Below are 25,017 nucleotides of genomic sequence, written 5' to 3'. Positions count from 1 at the left end.
AATCGCATCATGATGCGTCGGGAAGGGCTGCAAAGTGCGCGTAGACAAGTCGGATACCGCGCCGACCGCCATCCGTTCGTTGATGGGTGCGGGCGAAGGGCCGGTTAAACAGACCAGCCGTGCATCGCTGCGGTTGCTCGGCTCGGTCGGCGAACCGATCAATCCGGAGGCCTGGGATTGGTATCACCGCGTCGTCGGCGATGGACGTTGTCCGATCGTCGATACCTGGTGGCAGACCAAGACCGCTGGCATCCTGATCTCGCCGCTTTCCGGCGCGACCGCTTTGAAGCCAGGTTCGGCAACCCTGCCGTTCTTCGGGGTGATGCCGGAAGTTGTAGACGCAAATGGCGCCGTGCTGACCGGCGCGTGCGAAGGCAATCTCGTCATTGCCGATTCCTGGCCGGGCCAGATGCGCACGGTCTACGGCGATCACGAGCGCTTCATGCAAACCTATTTTGCGACCTATCCGGGCAAGTATTTCACAGACGATGGCTGCCGGCGCGACGCCGACGGCTACTACTGGATCACCGGCCGCGTCGACGACGTGATCAACGTCTCCGGCCACCGCATGGGGACCGCCGAAGTCGAAAGCGCGCTGGTGGCACATCAGAAGGTTTCCGAAGCCGCTGTCGTCGGCTTTCCGCACGACATCAAGGGGCAGGGCATCTACGCTTACGTCACCTTGATGTCCGATGCGGAGCCATCCGGGGAATTGCGCAAGGAGCTGGTGGCCTGGGTCCGCAAGGAGATCGGACCAATCGCCGCACCCGATGTCATTCAGTTTGCGCCGGGCCTGCCCAAGACCCGCTCTGGAAAGATCATGCGTCGGATTTTGCGCAAGATCGCCGAGAACGAAGTTGGCGCGCTCGGCGACACCTCGACCCTAGCCGATCCCGCCGTGGTCGATGATCTCATCAAGAACTGCCATAGCCAAAAGACGGGGCCGAAATGAATATCGAGGCGATCTCGATCGGCGACAATCCTCCTGAAGACGTCAATGTCATCATCGAGGTCCCAATCGGCGGTGAACCGATCAAATACGAAATGAACAAGGCTGCGGGCGCGCTGTTCGTCGATCGCTTCCTGTATACGCCAATGCGCTATCCCGGAAATTATGGCTTCGTGCCGCACACGCTTTCGGATGATGGGGATCCGATCGACGTGCTCGTGGCCAACTCGCGGCCGATCGCTCCTGGTGCCGTGATCAATGTCCGGCCGATCGGCGTACTCAAGATGGACGACGAGGGCGGCGGCGACGAGAAGATCATCGCCGTGCCGATGCCAAAACTGACAATGCGCTACGCCCACGTCAACGGGATCGCCGACATGCCGCAGATCGCGATCGAGCAGATCCAGCACTTCTTTGAGCACTACAAGGATCTGGAGCCGGGAAAGTGGGTCAAGGTGGTCGGCTGGGGTGACAGTGCTGAAGCGCGCCGACTGATCGTCGAGGCAATCGCCCGGGCAAAGAGCTAAAACCGAGATATGGGCAAGGATATGAGACTGGTTCTGTTGGGGCCGCCAGGCGCAGGCAAGGGCACGCAGGCGACGAGGATCGTGACTCGATTTGCGATTCCGCAATTGTCGACCGGTGACATGCTGCGCCAGGCGGTCGCGGAAGGCACGGCTGCGGGATTGCGCGTCAAGCACATCATGGATCGCGGTGAACTTGTGCCCGACGATGTCGTGGTGTCCGTGATCGCCAACCGTATCGATCATTCCGACGCGGCAAACGGCTTTATCCTTGACGGCTTCCCGCGCACGGTCGCCCAGGCCGAAGCGCTCGATCGGGAACTGGCCAGTCGGGACATTAAGCTCGATGCGGTACTCGAGCTCAAGGTCGATGAAGATGCACTGCTCGACCGCATCAAGGGGCGCGCCGACGAGGCGGCAAGCCGAGGCGCGCCGGTGCGCCGCGACGATAATCCGGAGGTCTTCAAGACCCGGCTCGACGTTTATCGCGAGCAAACCGCGCCGGTCACGGAATACTACCGGTCGCAGGGACTGCTCAACATCGTCGACGGCTTGCAGCCGATTGACGCCGTGACCGAACAGCTCGCCGCGGCGCTTGCGGCAGTAACGTCCGATCAGATCAGGAGTGATGTCAGATGAAAGCCTTTACGTTCCAGGCACCGCCCAACATCCTGTTCGAGGCAGGCGCATCGAAGAAGTTGGCGGAGTTGGTCGCGGGATACGCGGCAAAACGTGTCCTGCTGGTGACCGACAAGGGTGTACGCAATGCCGGCCTGACGAAAAACGCCGAGGCTGGCCTGGTTGCCGGCGGCTGCGAACTGACAATATTCGAAGATGTGGAGGCGGATCCGCCGTCGCATATCATCGAGCGGGCGGTCGCACTTTGCCGTGACAAGGACATCGAGCTGGTTGCCTCGATTGGCGGCGGCAGCGCGCTCGATACCGCGAAGCTGGTGGCCTATCTGGCCAAGACGCCTGATCGCCTCGAAGATATCTACGGCGTCGGCCTTGCCAAGGGCGAACGCCTTCCGCTGCTGCTGGTGCCGACAACGGCCGGAACGGGCTCGGAGGTGACCCCGATCGCGATCGTCACCACGCCGACGACCGAGAAAAAGGGCGTCGTTGCGCCCCGCCTGCTTCCGGACTGGGCGATCCTTGATCCGGAGCTGACGCTCGGCCTGCCCGCGCATGTCACCGCGGCGACCGGCATCGACGCCATGGTCCATGCGATCGAAGCCTATACCAGCAAGCACCGGAAGAATCCGATGTCGGACCAGTTGGCGCGGCAGGCTCTCGCCCTGCTGTCGGCGAATGTCCGGACGGTCTGTGCGGACGGATCCAATCTCGAAGCGCGGTCGCAAATGCTGCTGGGTTCGATGCTGGCCGGCATGGCGTTCGCCAATTCCCCGGTGGCCGCCGTGCACGCGCTGGCCTATCCGATCGGCGCGCTGTTCCACGTGCCGCATGGCCTGTCGAATGCCCTGGTGCTGACCCAGGTGCTGCGCTTCAATTTGCCGGAGGCCGAAGGGCTATACGCCGAACTGGGGCCGATCGTCGATCCCAAGTCGGAAGGAATGAGTGTCAGCCAGCGGGCACGGCTGTTCGTCGATGCGATCGCGGCGATCTGCCGGGATTGCAACGTGCCGGCCTCGCTGGCCGATGTCGGCATCGCGAGGGGCGACCTGAAGAAGCTCGCCGAGGACGCGATGAAGCAGACGCGGCTTCTGGTCAACAATCCCAGGGAATTGAGCTTCGACGATGCGCTTGCGATCTACACCGAGGCGTTCGGCAACCGCGCGGCAGCCTGAACGGGCACAAAGAGTGAGCAGCATGAGCGAGAACGACAAATCGGCTTCCGTTGATTCCGATCCCGGCCTGGAATGGGCGAAGCTTTGGCAGACGATGGCCGAATCCTCGAACCGCATGGTCGAGGCGTGGTCAGGGTCGATGGCACCGTTCATGCTGGCGCGTCTGTCGGAGAAACCGGGTGGTTTTGGCGACGGCAACGAATTGTCGGCAGCGATCGAGCGAATGGCGCAGGGGCCGCGGCTTGCCGACGTCTGGGACATCGACCGGAAAATGGCGTTGGCCTTTGGCGCCTGGATCGAGATGCGTCAGCGGCTTGCGAGCTACAATGCGGTCGCTGCCGCGCCGTGGCCTGAAGCGTCGAAGCGGTTTTACGAGACGATGTCCGCAACGGCTAGCGGTGGCTCCCCGCATCCGGAGTGGCGCGAGGCGTTCGCCAAATGGAGCGAAATCTCCAACGAGGAACTGATCCGTAACCAGCGCACCGACGGGTTTTTGCAAGCTCAGAAAGAGCTGCTCCAGGCGGGGCTCAAATTGCGGAGTCGGCAGGATGACGTAGCTGAAGCGGCGTCAGCCATGTTGGGCCTGCCGACTCGCAAGGATTTCGACGACGTGACGCGGCAATTGACCGAACTCCGCCGAGAAGTCCGTACGCTCGCCCGCCAGATCCGCGACCAGAAGAGCGAAGGCGCACGATGAGCGATCAAGAGGATCAGACCTTGCGCGTCGCCCGCGACATGGCGGCCAATGCCGAGAAAATGTTCAAGGCGGCACAGCTGATCGCCAATACGCGGGATGAAGACGTCGCCATCGGCACGACGCCGAAGCATCTCGTCATGCGCCGCGACAAGGTCGAGCTGTTCCATTACGAGCCGATGGCGGAAGCGACCGCGAAGACGCCCGTCCTTTTGGCCTACGGCCTGATCGGGCGGTATACCATGGCCGATTTACAGCCCGACCGTTCGCTGGTGCGCAGCCTGCTCTCAAAAGGGCTCGATCTCTGGCTGATCGACTGGGGCCAGCCGGGCCGAACCGAGCGATGGCTGAAAATTGATGATTACGTCGATGACTACATCGATGCTGCAGTCGACCGCATCGCGCAGGAAACCGGCCATGACAAGATCACGCTGCTCGGCATCTGCGAAGGCGGCGTCTTTACGACGTGCTACGCCGCTCTGCATCCGGAGAAGGTAAAAAATCTCGTCATCACCATCACCCCGATCGACTTCCATGCCGATGTCAAGGACAAGGCCGCGCACCACGGCTTCCTCAACCTCTGGACCCGCAGCCTCGATCCTGATGACATCGACAAGCTGGTCGATACCTACGGCGTGCTGCCGGGCGAGTTCATGAGCTCGGTATTCTCGATGATGACGCCGATGCGCTCATTGACGAAATACAATGTCGATCTCATCGACGTCGTCGATGACGAGGCGAAGTTCATGAATTTCCTCCGTATGGAAAAGTGGCTCGCGGACCGTCCGCATCATCCTGGCGAAGCGGCGAAGCAGTGGCTGAAGGATCTCTACCAGGAGAACCGCCTGGTCGATGGCAGCTTTGAACTGTCCGGCTGTCGGGTCGATCTGAAGTCGATCACGGCTCCGGTGCTGAATGTTTTCGCGCTGGACGATCATATCATTCCGCCGGACTGCTCGCGGGCGCTCGGCGCGAAGATCGGCAGCACGGATTATACCGAAATTCCGCTGCCCGGCGGCCATGTCGGCCTGTTCGTCTCCAGCAAATCGCAGGGCAAGCTGAGCCAGAGCATTGCCGACTGGCTGGTCGCCCGCGACGCCAATCCCGGAAGTGAAGCCTGATGCGCAACAAGATCGTCGACGCCGCCGAGGCGGTGGCCATCATCCGTTCCGGTGACACCGTCGCCTCGTCCGGCTTCGTCGGCGTGGGAACGCCCGACGAGATCATCAAGGCGCTGGAGCGGCGCTTCCTGCAGACCGGAGAGCCGCGGGACCTTTCGTTGGTGTTCGCGGCGGCGCCGGGGGATGGCGCCGATCGCGGTCTCAACCGCCTGGCGCATCCCGGCCTGATCAAACGCCTGGTCGGCGGACATTTCGGCCTGGTTCCGAAGCTCGCACGGATGGCGGTCGACAATCACGTCGAGGCCTATAACTTGCCACTCGGATGCGTATCGCATCTGTTTCGCGAAATTGCGGGGCGCAAGGCCGGGCTTCTCTCCAAGGTCGGGCTCGGCACCTTCGTCGATCCGGCCAATGGCGGCGGAAAGCTGAATGCGCGCACCACCGAAGAGCTGGTGCGGCTGATCGAAATCGATGGCGAACAATGGCTCTTCTACAAGGCATTTCCGATCAACGTTGCGATCATCAGAGGTACCACCGCCGACCACAACGGCAACATCTCGATGGAAAAAGAGGCCTTGACCCTCGACAATCTGGCGCTGGCAACGGCCGCCAAGAACTGCAAGGGGTTCGTCATCGCGCAGGTGGAGCGCATCGCCGCCTCCGGCTCGCTCAATCCGCGTCACGTCAAGATTCCGAGCGTCTTGATCGACTGCGTCGTCGTTGCGCAGCCCGAAAACCATGTCCAGACTTATGCCACTGGTTACAACGGCGCATTCTCGGGCGAATTGCGCGCGCCGGCCGATCGCAATGTTCCGATGGCGCTGGATAACCGCAAGATCATTGCGCGCCGCTGCGCCCTGGAACTGCCGATGGGCGGCGTGGTCAATCTCGGCATCGGCATGCCCGAGGGCGTTGCGTCGGTTGCCGCCGAAGAGAAGCTGTTCGACTTTGTGACGCTGACTGCCGAGCCCGGCATCATCGGCGGTATTCCGCAAGGCGGCCTCGATTTCGGTGCTTCGATCAATGCAGAATCGATCATCGACCAGAACCAGATGTTCGATTTCTACGACGGCGGCGGGCTCGATCTGGCCTGTCTCGGCATGGCTCAGGTCAATGGCCGCGGCGACGTCAACGTCAGCCTGTTCAATGGCCGCCTGGCCGGCGCCGGCGGCTTCATCAACATATCCCAGAATGCGCGCCGGCTGATCTTCGCAGGCACCTTTACCACCGCTGGGCTCAAGACGTCGGTCGTGGATGGTCAGCTCAAGATCCTCAGCGAAGGCAAGTCCTCGAAATTCATCGGCAAGGTGGATCAGATCACGTTTTCGGGCCAGCTTGCCGCAACCAACAGGCAGCCCGTTCTCTATGTGACGGAGCGATGCGTGTTCCGCCTCACTCCCGAAGGTCTCGAACTGATCGAGATCGCGCCGGGTATCGATATGGAACGCGACATTCTCGCGCTCATGGGCTTTCGGCCCATCATCCGCGCGCCGAAATCCATGGATGTTTCGCTGTTCAGCGAAGCGCTGATGCAGCTCGACGACCGGCTGCTCAATCGGCCGCTGGCGGAGCGGCTGTCGTACGATGCCGATCGCAACACGCTGTTTCTCGGACTTGACGGCTATCGGGTCCATAGAGATGCCGACGTCGAGGTAATCCGGACGTCGATCCTCGAACTCTTCCATCGTGTCGGACGCCGGTTTTCCGCAGTCGTCAACTACGATTCGTCTTACATCGCTCCCGACATGGCGGAGAAATGGTTTTCAATGGCCGCCGAGGTCGAGCGGACCTGCTACGATCATGCCTCGCGCTACACCACCAGCGCATTCATGCGCCTGAAGCTCGGCGACGCGCTGGCCCGCCGCGACGTCGCGCCGCATATCTTCGAAACCTCGGCCGACGCCCACCGGTTTGTCGAATAGACCGATGGGGCTGAAATCCACCGAGTTGCGCCCCGCGGACTGGCCTGAAGGACGGCAGAGGGCGCCCGACCGCACCGGATCGGTGCGCGGGCTGACCCGGCGCAGCTTCCATCGCATCGCATTCACGGATTGGGGGCCCGCGCCCGCAGTGCGGCCGGTGCTCTGCGTCCATGGGTTGACCAGAAACGGCCGGGACTTCGATCACCTCGCCGCAGTTCTCGCAATGGCAGGGCGGCAGGTCGTCTGCCCGGACTTGCCGGGCCGCGGACAAAGCGAACGGCTGCACGACAGCAGCGACTATGCCTTGCCGCAATATTGCAGCGACATGTCGGTGTTGATGGCAGCTCTTGATGCAACGGAGATCGATTGGGTTGGAACGTCGCTGGGCGGCTTGATCGGGATGGTGCTGGCTGCCCTTCCGGGCAGTCCGATCCGTCGCATCGTCATCAACGATATTGGGCCTTATCTGCCCTGGACCGGATTGCTTCGCCTCGGCGCCAATCTCAACGATGCGCCAAGATTCTTTGAGACGATCGAACAGGCCGAAGGCTACTACCGGCGGGTTCTGGCTCCGTTCGGGCGATTGGAGGATGCGCACTGGCGGCATCTGACAACGCATAGTGTGGTCTGGAGCGCGGAGGGACGCTGTTTCAGGCCGCTGTGCGATCCGAATATCGCCCATGCCTTTCGAAATCCTTGGCACTACAGCGTCGATCTCTGGAAATACTGGGACGCGATCGACGTCCCCATTCTTGTGATACGCGGGCAGCAATCGGATTTGCTTTCAGAAGGCGTCCTCAAGGACATGATGCGGCGCAATCGCAATGTCCGCGTTCACACCGTCGCGGACTGCGGGCATGCGCCGGCCCTGATCGCTGATGACCAGATCGAGGTCGTGACACAGTTTCTGAGCGGCAACGACCCCACTTAACGCTGAGCGCTTCAGGTGTTGGCGGATGCCACGTCGGACATGTTGGTCTTCCGCGAGGAAACTTTCGGCCCGGTCGCGCCTGTATTGCGCTTCAAGACTGAAGAGGAAGCAATCAGGCTTGCGAACGATACCGAGTTCGCACTTGCGGCCTATTTCTACGGCCGCGATATCGGACGGGTCTGGCGCGTTGCCGAAGCGCTCGAGTACGGCATCGTCGGTATCAACGAAGGCCTTATCTCGACCGAGGTTGCACCGTTCGGCGGCAAGGAGAGCGGCAACGGCCGTGAGGGTTCGAGATACGGCATCAAGGACTATCTGGAAATCAAGTACCTCTGCATGGGTGGAATCCAGAGTTGTGCCACTTGAGCGACTGCCGGCATCGCGGATCACGCAAGGGCGGCAAAATTCCCGTTTCCGGCCCTAGCTTGAGTGAGGAGCGAGCAGCCACCTAGGGAATTAGTCGCAACATTCAGCGGTCAGTTTTCTTCATTCGGAATATCAAAATTCGCGGCGAAAATTTTTCCGAGAATCCGGAATCGAGGCTGCCGAATAAGTCATTGTTATAATTTATATTCTAGACTTGGTGCCCCTGGCCGGAATCGAACCAGCACTCCTTGCGGAACTCGATTTTGAGTCGAGCGCGTCTACCAGTTCCGCCACAGGGGCCCTCGGTCGGCCCTAAGCAGGCGTCGCGAAGCCGGCGGACTATAGCCATGGACAAAGCGGGGTCAACCCGCGCCAAAGTGATCCCGGCCGTTCTCGACAGCCGCATGAGCCGGCGTTACAGCCTTGGAAAGCGACCCATCGAAAAGAGGCTGCCGTGACGACCCAGAGTGCCGCAATACCTGCATTCAAATCGGCGGCCACCAGCCCGGCTCTGACTGCCTCGCTCGCTGTGACCCTGATTGCGGCCGCCACGATCGCGGGCGCCTGGTTCTTCCAGCTCGTGCTCGGGATCGTGCCCTGTCCGCTCTGCCTGGAGCAGCGTTACGCCTATTACCTCGCGATCCCCCTCGGCCTGCTCATCGCACTCGCGGCGCGGGGCGGTGCGCCGAGGCCGCTGCTGCTCGCGGGCCTTGCGATCCTTGCGCTGGCGAGCCTCGCCAATGCCGGGCTCGGCTCCTATCACGCCGGCGTCGAATGGGGCTTTTGGAAGGGACCGACCGACTGCTCCGGTCCCGTCGTCAATCTCGGCAGCGCCACCGATCTGCTGTCGCGGCTCGACACCGTGAAGGTGGTCCGCTGCGACGAGGTGCAGTGGCGCTTCCTCGGCCTCTCGCTTGCCGGCTACAACGTGCTGATCTCGCTCCTGATGGCTGCGATCGCCGCATGGGGCTTCGTTGTGACGGCGAAGCGCTGAGGCTCAATCATCCACATCGTCCTGCGTCCGGCCGAACAGGTGCACGATGCCCGGCGTCGCGATCGTCACGAAGACGAAACGCGAGAGGTGATGTGCGCCGACGAAGATCGGGTCGATGTGCAGCGTCAGGGCCAGCGCCAGCATGGCGTCCATCGCGCCGGGGGCGTAGGCGACCACGACATCAGAGAATTTCACCTGCGTGGTGAGCGCCACGATGCCGACGAAGATCGCGGAGACGGCGATGGCGACGGCAAACGAGCCCAGCGCCGCGTTGATGTGGCCGGCGAGCGTCTTGATCCGCATCCGCGCGAAGCGGCTGCCGATCAGGGCGCCGATGCCGACCAGCGCCACGCCGCGTACCCAGTCCGGCAGGCCGCCCTCGACCCAGCCGGCGCCATGCAGCACGCTTGAGCCGATCATCGCACCGAACATCCAGCTCGCCGGAAACCTGATCAGCCGCAGGAGGAGTGCCGCGGCCAGCGAGGCCGCGACGAGTTCGACCAGGTCGAGCGGCGAGGCAATCGTCGTCGTCAGCGACGGCGCGACGGAGGGTGCGACGCCGGCGAACGCCAGCACCATGGGCAGTGCCGCGGTGAGGATGATGACGCGCATGGTCTGCACCACCGCGATGCCCGGCAGGTCGGCGCCGCGCTCGACCGCCAAGATCGTGATCTGCGACAGCGCGCCGGGGCTGCCGGCGAGGAAGGCCGAGGTGCGGTCCCAGCCGTGGATGCGCTGGAGATAATAGCTGGAGCCGAAGGTCGAGCAGAAGGTCGCGAGCGCGAGCAGCCCGATGGTGAGCGGATAGGCACTGACCTGTTGAAGCAGGTGGCGCGAGACGACTGATCCTAACGAAATGCCGAGCAGCACCAGCACGGTCTGGGTCAGGATCGGCGGCAGCGTCAGCTGTCGACCGGCGATCGCGGCGACCCCGACCGCGATCATGGAGCCCGAGATCAATCCCCCCGGAAGGCCCGCGAGCAGAAACACGAGGCCTCCGGCGGTGCCAATGACGAGCGTTTCCACCGTGCTCAAGATCTTGGCACGGCTCGGCCATTCGAACGGCAGGGAGGCGGTGATTTGCTTCACACCACCTTATCGCAAATCAGCGAGAGGCGCACAATTGCGGCCACGTCATGCCGCAATGCGCGCGCCTCTCGCCGAAGCCGCGAGCAGGGGGGAAGGACTTACTTCTTGTCCGCAGCCGGCGCGGCCATGCCGGCCTTGGCGGTCTTGATGCATTCGGAGCGGAATTTCTTGCGCTCCTTGCCGTGCAGGCCCTTGGCGTCGGCCTGCTTGGAGCATTCGAGCGACTCGGCCGAGTGCTCCTTCGGTGCCTTCTTGTCCATGGGGGCGGCGGTTGTGGTCTTGGTGTCGGTCTTTGCTGCCGGCGCGGCGGTCTGCGCGAAGGCAGTGCCGGTGGCGAGAAGGGAGGCGAGAGCGACGACGGCGAGGCGAGATGTGAAGGTCATGGTGCTGCACTCTTCTTGCGGGAATTGCGAAGGGCGCGAAAGTCGGCTGGCGTTGCTGAACGCGACATGAATAATTCGAACGTGGAGGGTCACTATATTTTGGCGGCAGCAGCCATCGCTTCCTTGTCGCGAGCGGGCAGCACGCTAGGATAGCAATCCTCGGTTCACTTCCCTCGGGGGAAGATCAAGGAGGAGACAAGGATGACCATTCAATCAAAGTTGCTGTGTGCAGTTGCGCTGTCGGGCTTTGCCGCGCTGGTGGCAAGTGCGCCGGCGCGGGCGCTGACCTCGCAGGAGTGCAGCGCGAAATACCAGGCCGCCAAGAAGGACGGCTCGCTCGGCACCACGAAGTGGAACGACTTCCGCAAGGCCCAGTGCGGCGCGGACGCGACGCCAGCGGCTGCGCCGACCGCGGCCGCTCCTGCTGCGCCCGCCGTTCCTGCCGAGCCGAAGCAGGCGAAGAAGGAGGCCGCCCCGGCTGCTGCGCCGACCCTGCCGGCCGGCCCCGCGATCTATCCGAACGCGGTCGATCCGAAATACGCCAAGGAGACCCCCGGCAAGGGGCGCCTGCACACCTGCGTCGACCAGTACAACGCCAACAAGACCACCAACGGCAATGGCGGCATGAAGTGGATCGAGAAGGGCGGCGGCTATTACAGCGAATGCAACAAGAAGCTGAAGGGCGCCGCCTGACGCTTCAAGACGACACAGAGGCCGGGGCCAAGCTCCGGCCTCTTGCTTAATCCAGTAGCTTCTCGGCCGATTTCGCCACGAGCTGCGATCGCTTGCGCGGGCCGCGCTCGACGAACAGCAGGCTCTGGCCGAAGATGAAGCAGTAGAACAGGAAGGCCTGCGCTTCGGCTGCCTCGGTATCGAGGCCGGTCGCGCGATAGAGTTCGGCGACGTGCTTCAGCCGCGCCGCGTCCACGTTCGCCACCGCTGTCGCGGCGCCCTCGTCCGAGCGGGCCCATTGCCGGATCGCAAGCTCGATTGCCATCCCGTCCGGATTGAGCCGCTCGGAATAGAGTTGGATCACCGCCCTCAGCCGTTCACGGGGGTCTTGGCCATCGAGGCTCGTCTGCTGCGCGATCGCCGTTGAGCGCCCCTCGCGCCAGCGTTCCAGCATGGCACCGAGCAGCGCGGCACGGTCGGCGAAGCGGCGGTAGAAGCCGCCCTTGGTGACGCCGAGGTTCTTGGCGAGCACCTCGACCCGCACCCCCTCGACCCCCGATCGGGCGAGCTCGGTGAGCCCTGCCTCGACCCAGACATCGCCTTTGCCGTCACTCATGCGGGAAGCCTCGCCGATTCTTGATACGGTGCCGTATTGCTAACGCGGGAGGAGGTTGATACGCTACCGTATCAATAACCAAAGGTGGGAAAGAGCCAGGGAGAATTGCGATGGAGCAGGAGGCGACCTATCGCGGCACGGTCTATCCGTGGCAGTGCGATCACGTCGGCCACATGAACATCATGTGGTATGTCGGCAAGTTCGACGAAGCCAACTGGAATCTGTTCGCCCGCCTCGGGCTCACGCCGAGCTACCTGCGCGGCTCCGGCCGCGGCATGGCCGCCGTGCAGCAGAACATCACCTACAAGCGCCAGCTGCTCGCCGGCGACATCGTCGAGATCCGCAGTCACCTGCTCGAGATCCGCGACAAATCGATCCGCTTCCGGCACGACATGACCAATGCCGAGACCGGCGAGATCGCCGCGTTGTGCGAGATCACGGGCGTGCACATGGACCGCAGCCTGCGTAAATCTGTGCCGTTCACGGATGCCATTCGCGAGCTCGCTTTGAGGCATCTCGCCGAGCCCGCGGAGGCCTGAGCCATGGCCGCATACGAGCCGAAGAACCCGGGTTATCGCGCGGCTGCCATCGCCATGTTCGACGGCCAGCCGGCGATGCACACGCTCGGCATCGTGATCGTCCGCCTTGCGCCGGGCGAGGCTGAACTCGCCATGCTGCATTCGCCGGCCCTCACACAGCAGAACGGCTTTGTCCACGCCGGCATCATCACCGCAGGGCTCGACAACGCCTGTGGTGTCGCTGCCTTCACCCTGATGCCGCGCGAGGCCGATATCCTCACCGTCGAGTTCAAGACCACGCTGCTCGCGCCGGCACGGGGCGAGCGTTTCGTCTTCAAGGCAGAGGTGGTCAAGCCCGGCCGCACGCTGACCTTTTGCGAGGCCAAGGCGTTTGCCGAGCACGAGGGCAAGGTCACGTTGATCGCAACGATGACCGGGACGCTGATGGCGATGCTGCCGCGCGTTGCCGCTTCGCACGAACCGCGCACGCCCGCTGCATAGCGGTGATTGACAAGACGGCCGGCGCATCCCTTGATGCCAAAATCATGCTTGCAAGTCTTGGTCTCATTCTGCTCTGCCAGTTGATCGGCGAAGCCATCGTGCGCAGCCTCGGCTTGCCGATGCCGGGCCCGGTACTCGGCCTATTGCTGCTCCTCATTCTGCTGCTCGCGCGCGACCGCTTTGCGCTTCTCGCGCGCGGGCCGCTGCGCGATGATGGCGTCGAGACGGCCGGCAAGGGTCTGCTCGCGCATCTGTCGCTGCTGTTCGTGCCGGCCGGGGTCGGCGTCGTGCAGAAGCTCGATCTGTTCGCGTCCCACGGCATCGCCATCATTCTCGTGCTCGCGCTGTCGGTGGTCGTCACGCTGCTCGCGACCGTACTCACCTTCCGCCTGGTCAGCCGCCTGTTGAGGCAACAGGACGCGCGATGAAGGACAATCCGTTCTCGCTCTGGGTCTATCTCTCGCAGTCGCCGTTGCTTTGGTTGACCGTGACGCTGCTGGTCTATGCCGGCACGGACGCCGTGTCGCTGGCGACTCGGCGTCATCCCCTCGCCAATCCCGTGCTGCATGCGATGTGGATCGTCGGCGCCTTCCTGCTGCTAACCGGCACCTCCTACACGACCTATTTCGCCGGCGCGCAGTTCGTACATTTCCTCTTGGGGCCCGCGACGGTCGCGCTGGCCGTTCCCCTCTACGAGAACCGCAAGCGCGTCCTCGCCTCGATCGCGCCGATGCTGGTGGCGCTGGTCGCGGGATCGGTCACCGCCGTGGTGTCCGTGGTGTTGCTGGCCGAGTTCGCCGGTCTGCCGCGCGACGTGGTTTTGTCGCTCGCGCCGAAATCCGTCACGGCCGGCGTTGCCATGGGCATCGCCGAATCCCTGCACGCCGATCCCTCGCTGGCCGCGGTTGCGGTCATCCTCACGGGCATCATGGGCGCGATCATCGTAACGCCGCTGATGAACCGCACCGGTATCAGCGATTTCCGCGCCCGCGGCTTTGCCGCCGGCCTTGCCGCGCACGGGATCGGGACCGCGCGAGCGTTCCAGGTCGACGAGATCGCCGGCGTCTTCTCCGGGATCGCCATGAGCCTGAACGCTTTGGTGACCTCCTTCCTGGTACCCTTGGCGGTCACGCTGCTGGTGCGATGACATCGGCGCCGCGACACTCTATATGATTTGTAACAATTCCCAGTCTCGAACCGTATCGACGGAGATGGGACCGAAATGGAACGAGATATGGTTGGATTCAGGAACAAGGGCCTTGTGCCGACGCGGCGCGCGGCGCTGACGCTGATCGGGGCGGGCGCCCTTGTCGCCGGTGGGATCACCGCGGCGCGCGCGGCGACCGACGAAGACGAGGTGCTGACCGAAGCCAAGGTGCTGCGCGACCCAGATGTTCCCGTCGCCGGCAATCCTGACGGGAATATCAGCATCATCGAATGGTCCGACTATAACTGCCCCTATTGCCGCAAGCTCGAGCCCGAGTTGCGTCAGGTCATCCAGGACGACGGCAAGGTCCGGCTGGTGATGAAGGACTGGCCGATCCTCGGTCCGGTTTCGGTCACGGCGGCGCGGACCGCGCTCGCGGCGAAATTCCAGGACAAATACCACCAGGCCCATGACGCCATGATGGGCGTCAGCTCGCGCCTGACCGATCCACGCATCAACGAGTTGCTCGCGGCCGCCGGCGTCGACATGGATCGGTTGAAGCGCGATCTCGGAGACCACGCCAAGGACATCGACGCCGTGCTCAAGCGCAACAACGAGCAGGCCGAAGCCTTCGGTTTCCGCGGCACCCCGTCCTTCATCGTCGGCAAGTACCGCGTGCCGGGCGTGCTCAGCATGAACGAGTTCGAGCAGGTCATCGCCGACGCCCGCAAGGCCAAGATGAACTGAGCCGAGCGATATTCACCGCATACGAAGGCGCCGCCGCGGACCCGCGACGGCGCCTCATTTCATTCATGATACCACGTCGTTACTTCGAGGAGATGCGGACCCAATCTTTGTGCGCGCGATCGCGCAGCGCTTCCCAATCGGCCTTTGCGACATCCCAGTTTACGATGGTGCGATTGGTCGTCGCAACCTCGCCATTAGCAACCGACGACGTCTGCATGGAGTCATAGACATACACGCTGCAGGCAAGCAGCAGCGCGCCCAAAATCATTCCAAGAAACATCCGCATGGCGAAACCTCCGATGACGGGCGATAACGTCGGCCCGGAATGATAGTTCCGCGGCAGTACGGCGCAGGTAAGGACGATCCGTTCACGCTTCATTCAGCCACTGCACCAGCTCCGCGTTGATCTCGCGAGGATAGGTGTGGCTGAGGTCGTCGATCTCGCGATAGGTGACATTCGCGCCGGCGGCGGCGAGGGCCGCCTGCGTTTGCCGCGCGGTCTGTACCGGAAACATCCAGTCGAGCTTGCCGTGTGCGATGAAGATCGGCAGCCGCTGCAGGCGTGTGGCGTCAGCCATCTCCGCCATCAGCGGATGGAAGGTCGCCGACACCGGCGCGAGATGCGTGAAGGGCGAGGCGCCGTCGAGCCCGGTGACGTAGCAGAAGGTGCCGCCGTCGCTCATGCCTGTCAGCAGCATGCGCGAGGCGTCGACGGTCCAGCGGCTGCGCACCGTATCGAGAATGCGCATGAAGTTGGGCGTGTCGGAATCGTCGCCCATCAGGGCCCAGGTCGGGCCGGTCGCGGTCGGCGCCACCAGGATCGCACCAAGACTGCGGGCATCGCGCAGCCAGCTCCACAGAAAGCCGCGGCCATTGCCGCTGCCGCCATGCAACGCCATCACCAGCGGCATGGCGAGATCGGGCGTGTAATATTCAGGCACGTAGACCGAAAAGCCGCCGCGGCTGCCGGGCTCGTTGTGATCGTGGATGATGCCGGTGTGCGCGTCCGCGCCGGCTTCGAGTCGCGACAACAGGTCGGCATTCTCGCGATTGGCGGCGTTGAGGAAGAAGCTGCTCACGGGCGGAAACTGCACTGCCAACGGATAGAGTTCCTCCTGCGCGCGCGGGACGTGGCGCAGCGCGCGGAAGACCGCAACGAGATCGCCATTGCGACGCTCAACCTCGCGCAGGCCGGCAAAGGCGGCGAGCGTCTCGTCGCAGGCCCGATCGAGCCGCTCGCGCAGTCCGGTGAACTGTTCCGGCCATTCTCCGATTGCCGCGCGCACCGTTTGCAACGCCTCGTCGGGAGCGCCGATCGCGTTCATCACCGAGCCGAAGGCCGGCGGGTGCAGGTTGCGCTGAAAGAAGGCGAGCGCCTCCAGCGCATTGAGCAGCGGCGGCAGCACGGCCACGATATCGTCAACGACGGCCTCGCTCATCGTCGTTTCCTTGCTTCAGTTCGGCTTGTCAGTGCAGCTTCGGCGCCTTCAAGAGCTTGAAGCGATCGGTCGAGGTTACCGTGACGTCGAAGGTGACGCCTTCATGATGTACCGTCAGCGGCACGTCGACGCCGGCAGCGCCGAGGCTCCACAGCTTCTTGTAGAAGCCGGTCTGGCTCGTGACTTTCTCGCCGTCGACCGCGAGGATGACGTCGCCGGTCTTGAGCTCGGCAAGGGCGGCCGGACCGTTGGCGGAGATCCCGATCACCACCACGCGGTTGTCGATCTCGGTCGAAAAGAGTCCGAGCCACGGCCGTGCCGGCTTGTTGACGCGACCGAACTTGCGCAGATCGTCCAGGATCGGTTTCAACAGGTCGATCGGCACGATCATGTTGACGTGCTCGGCCTTGCCGTCGCGCTCGCGTTCGAGCTGGAGCGAGCCGATGCCGATCAACTCGCCGCGCTCGTTGAGGAGCGCCGTGCCGCCCCAGTTCGGATGCGCGGGATGGGTGAAGATGGCCTCGTCCAGCAGATATTCCCAGTAGCCCGCGAATTCCTGCTTGGCCACGATCTGGCTCGCGACCGAACGCGTGCGTCCGCCGGCGCCGCCGACCACGACGCGGTCGCCGAGCCGGGTCTCGGCCGAGATGCCGAGCGGCAAGGGGTCGACCTCGAGCTGGCCGAGCGCCTGCACCAGGCCAAAGCCGGTGACGGCATCGAAGCCGAGCACATGTCCCTCCACCACGCGCCCGTCTCCGACATGCAGCCACACCGACTCTGCTTCGGTGATGAGGTAACCGATGGTGAGCACCAGCCCGTGGTCGATCACGACGCCGTTGCCGGCGCGCTCGGTCCCCAGCGTCTCGGCACTGAAGGCGTCCGGCGGGATGATGGCATGCAGGCCGACGACGGAGGCGAGCGCGCGGTCGAGATCGAAATCATAATCGCTCGCCCGCGGCTGATTGGCCGGCGGCACTCTCCATTCGGTCAGAGCGGGCATGGAGTTCTCCTGGCTGAGAGCATCGCTCCGCCGTGGCTAGCGGAACGACACGCGAAGCACCGATAATTTAGGCCGGAGGAGGCCGTCTTGAAAGCCTCGTTCCCAACTATTCCAGAGAACGCCGTATGAAATCTTTGAAAGGCACAGGACCGGTTCATGCACGGGTCGGTCGGGCGGCTCTCCGGCATTGACCGCATGGCTGCTGTCCGGCGAGGTGCTAGGCGCCGTACAATGAAGCTGCTAACCATTGCCGCTTCGTTTGACCCAGGGATCACGGACCGAAGCATGGACAACCGCAGCGACATCTGGCGTGGCATCGACACGATCAAAGCACGTTTCATCGACCTCAGCGACAAGGTCTGGGGCATGCCCGAGGTCTGCTACACCGAGGCGCGGTCCGCCGCAGAACATCTCGCCGAGTTGCGTCATCAGGGTTTTCGCATCACCGAGCAGCTCGCGGGCATTCCGACCGCGGTGATGGGCGAATGGGGCGAGGGCGGACCGGTCATTGCCTTCATGGGGGAATATGACGCGCTGCCGGGCCTGAGCCAGGAGGCGGGCGTCGCGGAGCATCGTCCGGTCGAGACCGGCGGCCACGGTCATGGCTGCGGCCACAATCTGCTCGGTTCCGCAGCTCTCCTCGCCGCGACCGCGGTGAAGGACTGGCTCGCCGAGAACAAGGTGCCGGGCCGCGTGCGCTATTACGGCTGCCCCGCCGAGGAAGGCGGCGCGGCAAAAGCGTTCATGGTACGCTCCGGTGCATTTGAAGACGCCGACATCGCCATCACCTGGCATCCGCACAGCTTCTGGGAAGTCGCGGTGACGCCGTCACTCGCCAACACCCGCGCCGATTTCATCTTCACCGGCCGCACCTCGCATGCGGCAGCCTCGCCGCATCTCGGCCGCTCCGCGCTCGACGCTGTGGAGCTGATGAATGTCGGCGTGAACTATATGCGCGAGCACATGCCGAGCGACGCGCGCGTGCACTACGCGCTGCTCGACACCGGCGGCATCGCCCCGAACGTGGTGCAGGCGCATGCACGCGTGCGCTATTCGATCCGTGCCCGTGATCTGCCCGGCATGAACGAGCTGGTTGGACGCGTGAGCAAGATCGCGGAGGGCGCGGCGCTCATGACCGAGACCAAGGTCGAGATGAAGATCATCTCCGCGGTCTCCAACATCCTGCCGAACACGCCGCTGGAGCAGGCGCTGCACCGGGTCATGGAAGAACTCGGACCGCCGCATTTCGACGACGCGGACAAGGGCTTTGCCACGGAGATCCGCGCGACGCTGAGCGACAAGGACATCGAGTCGGTCTATTACGCGATCGGCATGGAGCCGACCGACCGGCCGCTGGCTGACTTCCTGGTGCCACTCGATGCCAAGCGCAATCCGCTGGTCGGCTCGACCGACGTCGGCGACGTGAGCTGGGTCGTGCCGACCGTGCAGGTCCACGCACCCACGGTTGCAATCGGCACGCCCTTCCACACCTGGCAGGTGGTCGCGCAGGGCAAGAGCGCGCATGCGCACAAGGCCATGGTGCAGGCCGCTAAGGCGATGGCCGGCATCGGCATCAAGGCGCTGACGGACCCGGAGCTGATCAAGGCTGCCAAGGCTGACCTCGAGAAGCGGACGGCCAAGACGCCTTACGTCTGCCCGCTGCCAGACCACGTCGCGCCGCCGCTCGACATGTCCGTGGCGTAGAATTTCGCCTCGATACTTCGTCTGATGCGGCGACCAAATTTTCTGCAGTGCAGCGCGGAATTCAGCGTGTTTTGATGCTGGATTGCCGAACGGATGGGCTGCGGAATATGGTTTTGCCCAACAGACAGTCAGAAGACCGTTTGCATACACACGGTCGCAGTTGACGCGCACCCCATTCGGTGTGCCATCTACCGCCAGCCAATCCCGGTGGTCGCCTCGCGCGACCGCCTGCATCCATACGGGAACCAGACGGGGACAACCATGCTGGATAAAGAACTGCGTTCGATGATCGGTGACGTGAAGGACGGGCGGATGGATCGCCGCGGCTTCATTCAGCGCCTGGCTGCCGTGGGTCTCACCGCGCCTTTGGCCAACCAGATCCTCGCGCTTGGTGGCGTCGCGATGGCCGAGGGCGCCTCGACCTACAAGCCGAGCAAGCGCGGCGGCGGTGGTGCGCTCAAGCTGCTGTGGTGGCAGGGGCCCACCCTGCTCAATCCGCATTTTGCCACCGGCACCAAGGACCAGGACGGCGCGCGCCTGTTCTACGAGCCGCTCGCCTGTTGGGATCCCGACGGCAACATGAAGCTGGTTCTGGCCGCCGAAATTCCCTCGATCCAGAACGGCGGCCTCGCCGCTGACGGCAAGTCGGTGACCTGGAAGCTCAAACCCGGCGTCAAATGGCATGACGGCACGCCGTTCACAGCCGACGACGTCGTCTTCAACTGGGAATATGCCAAGGATCCGGCGACCTCCGCACTGACCATCGCGACGCTCCGCGACATCACGGTCGAGAAGGTGGACGACCTCACGGTCCGCATCCTGTTCAACAAGCCGACGCCGTTCTGGGCCGACGCTTTTGTCGGGGCTCCCAATACCATCATCCCAAAACATCTGTTCAAAGACTATATGGGGTCCAAGTCGCGGGAGGCGCCGACCAACCTCTCGCCGGTCGGCACCGGCCCCTACAAGTTCGTCGAATTCAAGCCGGGCGATCTTGTCCGCGGCGTGATCAATCCCGATTATCACATGGCGAACCGGCCCTATTTCGATTCGATCGAGATGAAGGGCGGCGGCGATGCCGTCTCTGCCGCGCGCGCGGTGATCCAGACAGGCGAGTATGATTTCGGCTGGAACATTCAGGTTGAGGACGACGTGCTGCTGCGCCTGGAGAAGGGCGGCAAGGGAAAGACCGTCTACGCCGTCGGCGGCGACACCGAATTCATCGCGCTGAACTTCACCGACCCCAACACCGAGGTCGATGGCGAACGCTCCTCGATGAAGACCAAGCACCCGCTGTTTTCTGATCCAGCGGTGCGCAAGGCGCTCTCGCTGCTGATCGATCGCGAGTCGGTCAAGAAGGCGATCTACGGCCGCGCCGGTCGCACCACCGCCAACTTCCTCAATGGGCCCGAAAAATTCGTGTCCAAGAACACCTCGTGGGAGTTCAGCGTCGAGAAGGCCTCGAAGATCCTCGACGATGCCGGCTGGAAGCCGGGCGCCGACGGCATCCGCGAAAAGGACGGCAAGAAGCTCAAGCTCGTCTATCAGACCTCGATCAACGGGCCGCGCCAGAAGACGCAGGCGATCGTCAAGCAGGCCTGCCAGAAGGCGGGCATCGACGTCGAGCTGAAATCGGTCGTCGCCTCCGTGTTCTTCTCCTCCGACGTCGGCAATCCCGATACCTATTCCAAGTTCTACGCCGACATGGAGATGTTCCAGATCCCGCTGAGTCAGCCCGATCCGTCGCAGCACATGCGTCGCTACCTTTCGAACCTCGTTGCCACCAAGGAGAACAAGTGGCAGGGCACCAACTTTCCGCGCTGGGTCAACAAGGAGTACGACGCGACCATCCAGGCCGCCGACGGCGAGATGGATCCGGTCAAGCGCGCGGCGCTCTACATCAAGGCCAATGATCTCATGTACCAGGACATCGTTTTCATCCCGGTGCAGCACCGCCTGAAGGTCGAGGCGGCCGCCAACAATCTGCGCCCGGTGGTTTCGGGCTGGGCCAACGAGACCGACAATTTGTTCGACTGGTACCGCGAAGAATGATCACGCACGCCTAGAGCGGTCCTTCTTCATGAGCCAGTATGTCCTGCGTCGCCTCCTGATCGCGATTCCGAGCCTGCTCGGAATTTCGCTCGTGCTGTTCGTCGTGCTCGCACTAGCCCCGGGCGATCCCTTCTCGGAGCTGGCGACCAATCCGAACGTGCCTCCCGAAGTCGCTCTCGCGCTTCGGGCGAAGTTCGGCCTCGACGATCCGATCTACCTTCGTTACCTGCACTGGCTCAACGCCATGCTGCACGGCGACTGGGGTTTCTCCTTCGTCAGCCGGATGAACGTCGACACGCTCATTCTCCAGCGACTGCCAACGACGCTCTATGTGATCGGCTCGGCGCAGATCCTGGCGCTCCTGATCGCGATCCCGGTCGGGGTCTATGCCGCAACGAAACCTTATTCGCTGTTCGACCAGGTCGCCAACACGCTCGCCTTTGTCGGCTTCTCGCTGCCGACCTTCTTCACCGGCATCCTGTTCATCCTGATCTTCTCGGTCACGCTGGACTGGCTGCCTTTCGTCTACACGACCGACATCAAGGGCACGGGTATTCACTGGGTGCTGGAGATGATCCGTCAGGCGATCATGCCGGTGGCGGTGCTCGGCCTGTTCCAGGCTGCCTCGATGACGCGTTTCGTGCGCTCGGCGATGCTGGACGTGATCCGGCTGGACTACGTCACCACCGCGCGCGCCAAGGGCATCGGCCAGCGGCGGGTGATCATCAAGCACGTGATGCGCAACGCGATGATCCCGGTCGTCACGCTGATTGCGTTGCAAATCCCGGCGGTGTTCGGCGGCGCCATCGTCACCGAGCAGATTTTCCGCATTCCCGGCATCGGCTCGCTGCTGATCTCGTCCATCCTTTCCAACGACACGCCGGTGGTGATGGCCGTCACCTTCGTCTTTGCGTGCCTGGTCGTGCTGTTCAACCTCATCGCGGACGTTCTTTATGGCTGGCTTGACCCTCGCATCTCCCTCCGCTGAGCGGCGCGTCTACTCGCCCTGGCGCGAGACGTGGCGGCGCTATAGCCGCCACAAGCTTGCCGTCGTCAGCGCGTTCCTGCTCCTCGTTCTGATCCTGGCGGTGGTGGTCGGCCCCTTTATCTGGCGGGTCAAGATCGACGACATCGACATCGTGGCGGGCATGCAGGGGCCGTCGCTGGCCCATCCCTTCGGCACCGACGATCTCGGGCAGGACATCCTCGCCCGCATGATCTATGGCGGGCGCATCTCGCTTGCGGTCGGCCTCGCGGCGATGCTGGTCTCGGTATTTGTCGGGGTGCTGATCGGCGCGCTCGCCGGCATGTCGCGCGGTGCGCTCGGTCATGGGCTGATGTGGCTCACCGATCTCTTTTTGTCGCTGCCGCAATTGCCCCTGCTGCTGCTGCTGATCTATCTCTTCCGCGATGGGCTGAAGGCCGCTTTCGGCCCCGAGGGCGGCATTTTCATCCTGATCGTGCTCGTGATCGGTGGCTTGCGCTGGATGCCGGTCGCGCGCCTCGTCCGCGCCCAGTTCCTGTCGATCCGGGAGAAGGAATTCGTCGAAGCCGCGCGCGCGCTCGGGGCAAGCCCGGTGCGGCAGGTGGTGCGCCATATCCTGCCCAATGCGCTGGGTCCGGTGATCATCGCCGGAACCATCGACGTGGCCGCAGCCATCATCGCGGAATCGACACTGTCCTTCCTCGGCCTCGGCTTCCCTCCGGATACGCCGACCTGGGGCCGGCTGCTTTATGACGCGAAAGACTTTCTCGACATCGGCCCGCACTGGGCGCTGTTTCCGGGCGGCGCGATCTTCATCGCGGTGGTCGCCATCAACTTCATCGGCGACGGCCTGCGTGACGCGCTCGATGCGCGGCGGGTGATCTGATGGCGCCGTTGCTCGAGATCAAGGGACTGAAAACCCACTTCTCCACCGACGACGGCATCCTCCAGGCCGTCGACGGTGTCGATATCTCCATTAACCGCGGCGAGACGCTCTGCGTCGTCGGCGAATCCGGCTGCGGCAAGACCGTCACCGCGATGTCGATCCTGAAGCTGATCGCGATGCCGCCGGGTCGCATCGCGGCAGGCGAGATCATTTTCGAAGGCCGCGATCTCGTGCCGCTGACGAGCAGTCAGCTCGACGAGATCCGCGCCAAGGAGATCGGCTTCATCTTCCAGGAGCCGATGACCTCGCTCAATCCGGTGCTCACCATCGGCGAGCAGATCGCCGAAAGCCTGCGCCGCCATGAGAACGTCACCAGGAAACAGGCGCTCGAGCGCACCATCGAGATGCTCAAGCTGGTGCAGATACCCAATGCCGAAGGCCGCGTGCACAACTATCCCCATCAGTTCTCCGGCGGCATGCGCCAGCGCGTGATGATCGCGATGGCGCTTGCCTGCAAGCCGAAGCTGATCATCGCCGACGAGCCCACCACGGCCCTCGACGTCACCATTCAGGCGCAGATCCTCGATCTGCTCCAGGACATGAAGGAACGTTTCGGCATGGCGGTGATGCTGATCACCCATGCCATGGGCGTCGTCGCCGAGACCGCGCAACGCGTCGTCGTGATGTATGCCGGCAAGGTCGTGGAGGAGGCGTCTGTCGACGAGCTCTTCGGTAATCCCGGCCATCCCTATACCCAGGGACTGATCCGCTCGATCCCGCGCATCGATCTCGACAGCGAGCACAAGGTGCGGCTGGAGGCGATCGGCGGCTCGGTGCCGATCCTGATCAATCCGCCGGTCGGCTGCCGCTTCGCTCCACGCTGCCGCCACGCCATGAGCGTCTGCACCGAGAGGGAGCCGCTGCTGCGCGAGATCGCGCCAGGCCACCGCATGGCCTGCCATCTGGGAGATACGCAGTTGGGAGGCACAGCATGACCGAGCCCTTGCTCCGCGTCAGCGGCCTGAAGAAATATTTCCCCGTGCACGGCGGCCTGCTGTCGCGTCAGGTCGGCAGCGTTTATGCCGTCGATGGGGTCTCGTTCTCGGTCAACCGCGGCGAGACGCTCGGCCTCGTCGGCGAATCCGGCTGCGGCAAGTCGACGACCGGACGCTGCGTGCTGCGCCTGATCGAGCCGACCGACGGCGAGGTCGTTTTCGACGGTCAGGATGTCCGCCAGCTCGGCGGCAACGATTTGCGCGCGATGCGGCGGAACATGCAGCTTGTGTTCCAGGATCCGTTCGCCTCTCTCAATCCGCGCATGACGGTCGGCGCCATCCTCGGCGAAGCCCTCGTCATCCATAAGCTCGGCTCATCGGCCAAGGAGCGTGAGGATCGCGTCGCGAGCCTGCTGGTGAAGGTCGGGCTCAAGGCCGAGCACATGCGCCGCTATCCGCATGAATTCTCCGGCGGTCAGCGCCAACGCATCGTGATCGCGCGTGCGCTCGCAGTCGAGCCGAAACTGATCGTCTGCGACGAACCGGTGTCTGCGCTCGACGTCTCGATCCAGGCGCAGGTCATCAACTTGCTGGAAGATCTCCAGGCCGAGCTGAACCTCACCTATCTCTTCGTCGCGCACGATTTGTCGGTGGTCGAGCACATCTCCGACCGCGTCGCGGTGATGTATCTTGGCCGTATCGTCGAGCTCGCCAAGGCCAGCGACCTCTACCGCAATCCGCAGCATCCCTACACGAGGGCGCTGTTATCAGCGGTGCCGGTGCCCGATCCCAAGCTCAAGCGCGAGCGCATCCGCCTCAAGGGCGACGTTCCGAGCCCGATGAAGCCGCCGTCGGGCTGCCACTTTCACACCCGCTGTCCCATCGCCCAGCCGCGTTGCGCAGAAAGCGCACCGGAGCTGAAGGAAGGAGCGGGCGGGCACTTCGTGGCGTGCCATCTCGCCTGACGTCTGACG

26 protein-coding genes, 1 tRNA gene and 2 pseudogenes are annotated in these 25,017 nt (G+C 63.5%); 22 read left to right on the top strand and 7 right to left on the bottom strand.

Going from position 1 to position 25,017, the window contains the following annotated elements:
- Positions 1 to 49: 49 nt before the first annotated feature.
- The 9 genes and pseudogenes from AC0L3K_RS21685 to AC0L3K_RS21645 all read left to right on the top strand — a co-directional run.
- Positions 50 to 952: pseudogene (locus AC0L3K_RS21685) on the top strand (AMP-binding enzyme); the annotation flags it as partial.
- Entirely contained in the window at positions 949 to 1,476 is a 528-nt protein-coding gene (gene ppa / locus AC0L3K_RS21680; protein WP_219680565.1) for an inorganic diphosphatase, read from the top strand. The pseudogene AC0L3K_RS21685 and the gene ppa, both read left to right, overlap by 4 nt.
- A 21-nt stretch (positions 1,477 to 1,497) precedes the next feature.
- On the top strand, positions 1,498 to 2,112 hold the full coding sequence (locus AC0L3K_RS21675) for an adenylate kinase (RefSeq protein ID WP_035995301.1): 615 nt from the start codon (positions 1,498 to 1,500) through the stop codon (positions 2,110 to 2,112).
- Positions 2,109 to 3,281 carry an iron-containing alcohol dehydrogenase gene (locus tag AC0L3K_RS21670; protein WP_219680563.1) on the top strand — a complete coding sequence of 391 codons (1,173 nt, stop codon included), beginning with the start codon at positions 2,109 to 2,111 and terminating at the stop codon, positions 3,279 to 3,281. The genes AC0L3K_RS21675 and AC0L3K_RS21670 overlap by 4 nt, the downstream gene beginning before the upstream one ends.
- A 22-nt stretch (positions 3,282 to 3,303) precedes the next feature.
- On the top strand, positions 3,304 to 3,978 hold the full coding sequence (locus tag AC0L3K_RS21665; protein ID WP_007597435.1) for a poly(R)-hydroxyalkanoic acid synthase subunit PhaE: 675 nt from the start codon (positions 3,304 to 3,306) through the stop codon (positions 3,976 to 3,978).
- Positions 3,975 to 5,096 carry a class III poly(R)-hydroxyalkanoic acid synthase subunit PhaC gene (gene phaC, locus AC0L3K_RS21660; protein ID WP_007597434.1) on the top strand — a complete coding sequence of 374 codons (1,122 nt, stop codon included), beginning with the start codon at positions 3,975 to 3,977 and terminating at the stop codon, positions 5,094 to 5,096. Before AC0L3K_RS21665 ends, phaC begins: the two co-directional genes overlap by 4 nt.
- Positions 5,096 to 7,018, top strand: a complete 1,923-nt coding sequence (locus AC0L3K_RS21655) for an acyl CoA:acetate/3-ketoacid CoA transferase (protein WP_473366868.1) — start codon at positions 5,096 to 5,098, stop codon at positions 7,016 to 7,018. Before phaC ends, AC0L3K_RS21655 begins: the two co-directional genes overlap by 1 nt.
- Before the next feature lie 148 nt (positions 7,019 to 7,166).
- Entirely contained in the window at positions 7,167 to 7,949 is a 783-nt protein-coding gene (locus tag AC0L3K_RS21650) for an alpha/beta fold hydrolase (RefSeq protein WP_473366867.1), read from the top strand.
- Positions 7,950 to 7,964: 15 nt separating this feature from the next.
- A pseudogene (locus AC0L3K_RS21645) lies at positions 7,965 to 8,315 on the top strand (aldehyde dehydrogenase family protein); the annotation flags it as partial.
- Positions 8,316 to 8,530: 215 nt separating this feature from the next.
- Here the strand turns inward: AC0L3K_RS21645 and AC0L3K_RS21640 are convergent.
- Positions 8,531 to 8,615 (bottom strand) — tRNA-Leu (locus AC0L3K_RS21640).
- A gap of 154 nt (positions 8,616 to 8,769) precedes the next feature.
- Here AC0L3K_RS21640 and AC0L3K_RS21635 point away from each other — a divergent pair.
- Entirely contained in the window at positions 8,770 to 9,309 is a 540-nt protein-coding gene (locus AC0L3K_RS21635; protein WP_473366866.1) for a disulfide bond formation protein B, read from the top strand.
- A gap of 3 nt (positions 9,310 to 9,312) precedes the next feature.
- On the opposite strand, the gene AC0L3K_RS21630 is transcribed toward AC0L3K_RS21635, so the two are convergent.
- Both AC0L3K_RS21630 and AC0L3K_RS21625 read right to left on the bottom strand, forming a co-directional pair.
- Positions 9,313 to 10,398: an AbrB family transcriptional regulator gene (locus AC0L3K_RS21630; RefSeq protein ID WP_007597426.1), complete on the bottom strand. Its 1,086-nt coding sequence runs from the start codon at positions 10,396 to 10,398 to the stop codon at positions 9,313 to 9,315.
- 98 nt (positions 10,399 to 10,496) lie between these two features.
- A complete protein-coding gene (locus AC0L3K_RS21625) occupies positions 10,497 to 10,781 on the bottom strand; it encodes a PsiF family protein (RefSeq protein ID WP_007597424.1) in 285 nt (94 codons plus the stop codon).
- A 201-nt stretch (positions 10,782 to 10,982) separates the two neighbouring features.
- On the opposite strand from AC0L3K_RS21625, the gene AC0L3K_RS21620 reads away from it, so the two are divergent.
- Entirely contained in the window at positions 10,983 to 11,474 is a 492-nt protein-coding gene (locus AC0L3K_RS21620) for a hypothetical protein (RefSeq protein ID WP_473366865.1), read from the top strand.
- Between the two features lie 46 nt (positions 11,475 to 11,520).
- On the opposite strand, the gene AC0L3K_RS21615 is transcribed toward AC0L3K_RS21620, so the two are convergent.
- Positions 11,521 to 12,069 carry a TetR/AcrR family transcriptional regulator gene (locus tag AC0L3K_RS21615; RefSeq protein ID WP_007597422.1) on the bottom strand — a complete coding sequence of 183 codons (549 nt, stop codon included), beginning with the start codon at positions 12,067 to 12,069 and terminating at the stop codon, positions 11,521 to 11,523.
- Positions 12,070 to 12,179: 110 nt separating this feature from the next.
- Between AC0L3K_RS21615 and AC0L3K_RS21610 the strand changes: the two genes are divergently transcribed.
- The 5 genes from AC0L3K_RS21610 to AC0L3K_RS21590 all read left to right on the top strand — a co-directional run bounded on the left by AC0L3K_RS21610 (position 12,180) and on the right by AC0L3K_RS21590 (position 14,982).
- The gene (locus tag AC0L3K_RS21610; RefSeq protein ID WP_473366864.1) at positions 12,180 to 12,608 is read left to right on the top strand and encodes an acyl-CoA thioesterase; all 429 of its coding nucleotides are present in this window, start codon (positions 12,180 to 12,182) and stop codon (positions 12,606 to 12,608) included.
- A 3-nt stretch (positions 12,609 to 12,611) separates the two neighbouring features.
- Positions 12,612 to 13,088: a PaaI family thioesterase gene (locus AC0L3K_RS21605; RefSeq protein ID WP_007597420.1), complete on the top strand. Its 477-nt coding sequence runs from the start codon at positions 12,612 to 12,614 to the stop codon at positions 13,086 to 13,088.
- 44 nt (positions 13,089 to 13,132) lie between these two features.
- Positions 13,133 to 13,516, top strand: coding sequence for a CidA/LrgA family protein (locus tag AC0L3K_RS21600; protein ID WP_219680620.1), 384 nt, complete (start codon positions 13,133 to 13,135; stop codon positions 13,514 to 13,516).
- Positions 13,513 to 14,235 (top strand): LrgB family protein, encoded by a 723-nt coding sequence (locus AC0L3K_RS21595; protein WP_007597415.1) that lies wholly within the window; start codon positions 13,513 to 13,515, stop codon positions 14,233 to 14,235. Before AC0L3K_RS21600 ends, AC0L3K_RS21595 begins: the two co-directional genes overlap by 4 nt.
- Before the next feature lie 87 nt (positions 14,236 to 14,322).
- Complete coding sequence (locus AC0L3K_RS21590; RefSeq protein WP_219680537.1) at positions 14,323 to 14,982, top strand: DsbA family protein; 660 nt, start codon at positions 14,323 to 14,325, stop codon at positions 14,980 to 14,982.
- Between the two features lie 79 nt (positions 14,983 to 15,061).
- On the opposite strand, the gene AC0L3K_RS21585 is transcribed toward AC0L3K_RS21590, so the two are convergent.
- The 3 genes from AC0L3K_RS21585 to AC0L3K_RS21575 all read right to left on the bottom strand — a co-directional run bounded on the left by AC0L3K_RS21585 (position 15,062) and on the right by AC0L3K_RS21575 (position 17,421).
- Positions 15,062 to 15,268 carry a hypothetical protein gene (locus AC0L3K_RS21585; protein ID WP_007597407.1) on the bottom strand — a complete coding sequence of 69 codons (207 nt, stop codon included), beginning with the start codon at positions 15,266 to 15,268 and terminating at the stop codon, positions 15,062 to 15,064.
- Between the two features lie 82 nt (positions 15,269 to 15,350).
- Positions 15,351 to 16,421, bottom strand: coding sequence for a phospholipase (locus AC0L3K_RS21580; protein ID WP_473366863.1), 1,071 nt, complete (start codon positions 16,419 to 16,421; stop codon positions 15,351 to 15,353).
- A 28-nt stretch (positions 16,422 to 16,449) separates the two neighbouring features.
- Positions 16,450 to 17,421, bottom strand: a complete 972-nt coding sequence (locus tag AC0L3K_RS21575) for a S1C family serine protease (protein ID WP_007597405.1) — start codon at positions 17,419 to 17,421, stop codon at positions 16,450 to 16,452.
- Positions 17,422 to 17,706: 285 nt separating this feature from the next.
- Between AC0L3K_RS21575 and AC0L3K_RS21570 the strand changes: the two genes are divergently transcribed.
- The 6 genes from AC0L3K_RS21570 (at position 17,707) to AC0L3K_RS21545 (ending at position 25,008) form a co-directional block, all read left to right on the top strand.
- Positions 17,707 to 19,125 (top strand): M20 family metallopeptidase, encoded by a 1,419-nt coding sequence (locus AC0L3K_RS21570; protein ID WP_035993690.1) that lies wholly within the window; start codon positions 17,707 to 17,709, stop codon positions 19,123 to 19,125.
- Positions 19,126 to 19,386: 261 nt separating this feature from the next.
- Positions 19,387 to 21,177: a peptide ABC transporter substrate-binding protein gene (locus AC0L3K_RS21565; protein WP_219680528.1), complete on the top strand. Its 1,791-nt coding sequence runs from the start codon at positions 19,387 to 19,389 to the stop codon at positions 21,175 to 21,177.
- A gap of 28 nt (positions 21,178 to 21,205) precedes the next feature.
- Positions 21,206 to 22,165 carry an ABC transporter permease gene (locus AC0L3K_RS21560; protein ID WP_007597394.1) on the top strand — a complete coding sequence of 320 codons (960 nt, stop codon included), beginning with the start codon at positions 21,206 to 21,208 and terminating at the stop codon, positions 22,163 to 22,165.
- Positions 22,131 to 23,048 carry an ABC transporter permease gene (locus tag AC0L3K_RS21555; RefSeq protein WP_007597392.1) on the top strand — a complete coding sequence of 306 codons (918 nt, stop codon included), beginning with the start codon at positions 22,131 to 22,133 and terminating at the stop codon, positions 23,046 to 23,048. Before AC0L3K_RS21560 ends, AC0L3K_RS21555 begins: the two co-directional genes overlap by 35 nt.
- Entirely contained in the window at positions 23,048 to 24,043 is a 996-nt protein-coding gene (locus tag AC0L3K_RS21550; protein WP_007597391.1) for an ABC transporter ATP-binding protein, read from the top strand. The genes AC0L3K_RS21555 and AC0L3K_RS21550 overlap by 1 nt, the downstream gene beginning before the upstream one ends.
- Entirely contained in the window at positions 24,040 to 25,008 is a 969-nt protein-coding gene (locus tag AC0L3K_RS21545; protein WP_007597389.1) for an ABC transporter ATP-binding protein, read from the top strand. Before AC0L3K_RS21550 ends, AC0L3K_RS21545 begins: the two co-directional genes overlap by 4 nt.
- The last annotated feature ends 9 nt before the right edge of the window (positions 25,009 to 25,017 follow it).

Source organism: Bradyrhizobium sp. MI1.10 (assembly GCF_055811035.1).
This window is presented reverse-complemented; position numbering and strand designations above follow the sequence as displayed.